Raw genomic sequence first — 4,409 nt, forward strand, 5'->3', positions numbered from 1 at the left:
TGACGCAAGAGGAAAAGCCGTGGCAACAAAAAGAGCAAGCTATTCCCGCTATATTTAGCTTGTGGGAGGAAGAGAAAAAGGAGCTCATTCCGCTGTTTGCGGCACGGCAACCGAAACAAGCGAAAGACGCGATGGTTCGAGGACTAAGCTATTTTTTATGTGCGTTATGTTGGCTTAATGGACGAGCGGTCAACAACGTGAACGGTTGGGAAAAGGAAGTGGAATCGTTATTGCTTCGGCCACTTAATGTCGTTGATCGTCTCTCGTTTATTTTCGCGCGCCCCGCGCTCCATCATTCGTTCGTTCAATTGGATGAGTTATTTATTGAATTAACAAAACTGTTTTACAAGCAACTCGCGAAACAAAAAAGAGACTGAGAAAATACCCAGTCTCTTTTTTGTTATTGCCGATTTGTCGCACCATCATTATTTCCATTTCGTTGTTGGTTATTCGTCCCCGATGGATTGTTCGGATTTGGCTCGTTTGGGTTTGTCGGGTTTGTTGGCGTCCCCGGATTGCTTGGATTCGGCTCGTTCGGATTTGCCGGGTTTGTCGGATTTGTCGGATTTGTTGGCGTCTCCGGGGTGTCTCCGTTTCCCGACTGTCCTGGTGACTCATTTTCTTCTGGTTGTTGAGGTTCTTCTTTTGGAATTTGAACGAGCGCTGTAGCAGGAGCGCTACGCGTTCCATCCGCTGTTACAACGTATACTTCCAATAAGTATACCGAGCCTTCTTTTGCCTCAACGGTTAGCTGTGAATCTTTTGTCGTCGCGATCACGGTTGGGGTGCGCCCGTCTATCGTTTGTCGCACTTCAAACGACATGTCTTTTTCTGGATCGATCGTATACGACCATGATAACGAAATCGTTTTTGTCGTCGGATCGTATTGTGCGCGCAAGTCTTTTACTGGTTCTACAACTTCAGGCTCATCTTGGGCAACTTCAGTCGGCTCTTCATATCCGCGAACGAAATATTCATACGTTATTTCGCTTTTTGGCGTATGTTCGCTCGCTAGTTTCGGTGGATTTGTTCCCTTTTTTATAGCGAGCTTGACAACGCTTTTTGGCTGTTTAAAATCGCCACCGCTGCCGTCATCAATGTGGGAGATGACACGTTTAAATAGTTGTTTTGCATATTGTTGTTCAGCTTTTGATAAATATGCTTCGCTACTTTTTTTGCTGAAACCTGTCCAAATGGCCGCTGTATAGTTTGGCGTATAGCCGACGAACCAGCTGTCAGGTACTGCCCCTCTTGCAAGCCCATATTTTCGACGATCTTTTTCATCATAGTTTGTCGTCCCTGTTTTCCCAGCGATATGAAGACCTGGTACGTTTGCTGCTGTCCCTGTTCCAGATTGGACGACCGTCTTTAACATGTCGGTAATCATAAACGCTGTATAGTCTTTCATCGCTGCTTTTGGCTCCGGGCGAAGATCCATTTCTGTTCCATCTGGAAATACAACTTTTTTCACTGCATGCGGTTCAATGTAAACTCCGTTGTTTCCGAATGCGCTATATGCTCCCGCCATTTGTAAAGGGGAGACGCCTTTCCCAACGCCGCCAACGGCATACGCCTCATGCACTTCGTCGAAGCCCATACCGAGCTTATTCGCAAATTCTTTTGCCCGCTCTAATCCAACTTCTTGAAGCGCCTTTAGCGCCGGAATGTTGCGTGAGCGAGCGAGAGCTGTCCGCATCGACATTTGCCCCTCGTATTTGCCGTCCCAGTTTTTAATCGGCGTACCGTCCGAATATTGATATGGTTCATCTTTTAATTGATGATATGTGGACCATTTTAAATATTCGATAGCTGGGCCGTAATCAATAATTGGTTTAATTGTGGATCCCGGTTGCTTCCGTGTATCTGTTGCATAGTTGAACCCGAATGTTACCCCTTCTTCTTTTCGGCCACCGCCGAGGGCGCGAATTTCACCCGTTTTTGTATCTACAACTGCAATACCAGCCTGAAAATCGGCTTTGTTTGTACGAATGACTTCATTGGAATTCAACAACTGTTCCACGTATGATTGAGCATTCGGATCTAACGTTGTATAAATATGCAAGCCAGCTGTAAACACGTCTAATCCTGTTTTTTCTGTCACTTCATCAATGACTTGATCAATAAATGAATCATACGGAATATCGCTTTGCTGCTTATTCTCAGTTAATAGTGATTGAACAGGTACTTTTTTCGCTTCCTCTGCTTCCTCTTTCGAAATAAACCCGTGCTTTACCATGAGCGACAATACGGTGTTTCGACGTTTTTCGGCCGCCTCAGGATGTGTAAATGGGTTATAATTGTTCGGACTTTGTGGAATGCCGGCGAGCAATGCTGCTTCTGGAAGCGTTAATTGCGATAAGTCGCTCTTTCCGAAGTACGTTTCCGCCGCTTTAGCGACACCGTAAGCTCGGCTTGAGTAATAAATTTTGTTTAAATACATCTCCAAAATTTCATGTTTAGAATATTTTTGCTCTAGCCGAATCGCAAGCCATAACTCTTGCACTTTACGCTTCAACGTTTTTTCAGGCGTTAAAAAAGAAAGTTTTACGACTTGTTGTGTAATTGTACTTCCACCTTCTGCTCCAAACCCTTCTCGAACGTTAGCTAGTACCGCTCCGAAAAAGCGCACGATATCAAACCCGTGATGTTCGTAGAAGCGAGCATCTTCTGTAGCAAGTACAGCTTGTTCAAGCACTTTTGGAATATCGTTATACGATACGTAAATTCGTTTTTGTTGCCCGAGTTCCGCCACTTTTTGTCCGTTTGCATCATAAACGATTGAAGCTAAAGGATCGCGTAATAACGTTTCATCAAGCGGTGGGGCATCTTTAATCATCCAAGCAAACGCCGCTACACCTGAGAACATCCCGATCGTCATAATAAGCAACATGATGAGCACAATTTTTTTCATGATCGATCGCCCCCGTTCGCGCGGACGTTGTTTTTTTTGTTCTGCTTGTTTTCGTTCTGTTCGTGAACGATAGTTCGCCATATCGTTCCTCCTATTCTAAAAATATAGTTTGTCCACAATATGAATATAATCGATGCGTGGGTGATAGCCAAGCGGAATGAGATGGCCGCATCGTTCCACTTCCGCCTTTGTCATGGATTTGCGACCACCTTGTTCCTTTCGCTCCCAGTATGCAAGAAGGTGGTGCGCATCCAATAAATATGTTTCATCAAACGTCGTAAAACGCAAAATCACGAAGCAAACGGCTCCGTGGGCTAACACTTGTTTCATATGTTCAATTTGGTGTTTATGAAAGTTTTGAAGCGGAAATGATGTGCGGTTCCGTGTTTCTTTCGCTTCAAAGTCAATATATTTTCCACGGTATACTCCATTATAGTCCGTCGTAGACGGCTGTTTAAAATACGCTTCTTTAATAACAGCAGCACTTCGCTTTGGATAATCAACACGCACAATTTGCACAGGCGTCGGTTTTTTATGAATGACAGCAATGCCTTGGGCTAAGTAATAGGCGTTCGTTTCATTTAAATCCGCCTCAAGCGTCATGCCACGATTCCCGTACGTATCAGAAGTACAAGCGCGCGACGTCTTTCCATCTTCTTTTTTTTCATACGTCCGCCCATTCGGATATTTAAACATATCATCCCCCCTTGAATGTTCATCATTATACCATATGTTTGTATGTTCGTCATTTGCCCGAAAATTAGAAAAAAGCGAGCGTATGAGCTCGCTTTTGCTTATGTAGAAGGACGGTCTGGACCTTCTAGCTTTTTGTCGCCAAAGCCTGTCGTTTCTTCTTGCTTCGGCTTTTGTTTTTTCTTTTGTTCTTTTTTCGCCATCGGAATGCCTCCCTTCGCTTTTTTATTTTGGCCGACCATATGAAAAACATACGCATCCGCTTGTCGAATTTTGTACATGTAACACTTTGTTTGCCGAATTTTTTCTAGTTTTGTCAATCGAGAAGGGAGGAAAGCGTAAATGGCGAATGTGTATAGCAAAGGACGAAAGGGGAGTTGGAGGATGGAACATATTCACATGCAATTGCAACAATTGTTCGAAGAAGTTGAGCAGTTAGAAAATAAATTAAAAGAGCGCACAACCGAACAAACGAATGCGCATTACGATATGCAGCAAACGAGCTTACAACATATTGCACACCAACTCGACAACATGGAACAACGAATCGAAAAAAAAGAAACGTATATGTTCGTTCCTGCGATATAAAAAGGTGGCGCGTTGGCCACCTTTTATTCTTTTACACGTTCAATTGTCACTGGGCGATGTGTTTCGTTTGCTACTGTGTCAATGGCATAGTCGACGATTTCATTTTGCTTTGGTACGACTGGTTTTCCGTTTTTTGGTTTCTCGCTTTCATGTCCTTTTTTCTTATGATGAAAATGAACGCCTCGACCCATGTTTTTGCCTCCTTTTTCATGCTAAC

At 43.8% G+C, this 4,409-nt stretch carries 5 protein-coding genes; 2 read left to right on the forward strand and 3 right to left on the reverse strand.

The genetic code is table 11. The features are described from left to right. Positions 1-377, forward strand: a 377-nt coding sequence (locus V7Z64_RS11970; protein WP_334110530.1) for a YpoC family protein, incomplete at its 5' end; no start/stop codon positions are given. A 23-nt stretch (positions 378-400) separates the two neighbouring features. Here V7Z64_RS11970 and V7Z64_RS11975 read toward each other — a convergent pair. Together V7Z64_RS11975 and recU are read right to left on the reverse strand one after the other, a co-directional pair. Continuing rightward, on the reverse strand, positions 401-2,992 hold the full coding sequence (locus V7Z64_RS11975; protein ID WP_297991040.1) for a transglycosylase domain-containing protein: 2,592 nt from the start codon (positions 2,990-2,992) through the stop codon (positions 401-403). Between the two features lie 15 nt (positions 2,993-3,007). Next, on the reverse strand, positions 3,008-3,607 hold the full coding sequence (recU, locus tag V7Z64_RS11980) for a Holliday junction resolvase RecU (protein ID WP_297991041.1): 600 nt from the start codon (positions 3,605-3,607) through the stop codon (positions 3,008-3,010). A 381-nt stretch (positions 3,608-3,988) separates the two neighbouring features. Here recU and V7Z64_RS11990 point away from each other — a divergent pair, with 381 nt between their 5' ends. Continuing rightward, positions 3,989-4,192: a hypothetical protein gene (locus tag V7Z64_RS11990; RefSeq protein ID WP_297991043.1), complete on the forward strand. Its 204-nt coding sequence runs from the start codon at positions 3,989-3,991 to the stop codon at positions 4,190-4,192. A 23-nt stretch (positions 4,193-4,215) separates the two neighbouring features. Here the strand turns inward: V7Z64_RS11990 and V7Z64_RS11995 are convergent, their stop codons facing one another. After that, positions 4,216-4,383: a hypothetical protein gene (locus tag V7Z64_RS11995; RefSeq protein WP_297991045.1), complete on the reverse strand. Its 168-nt coding sequence runs from the start codon at positions 4,381-4,383 to the stop codon at positions 4,216-4,218. Positions 4,384-4,409: the final 26 nt, after the last annotated feature.

It is taken from the genome of Anoxybacillus sp. (assembly GCF_036834105.1).
GTDB lineage: Bacteria > Bacillota > Bacilli > Bacillales > Anoxybacillaceae > Anoxybacillus.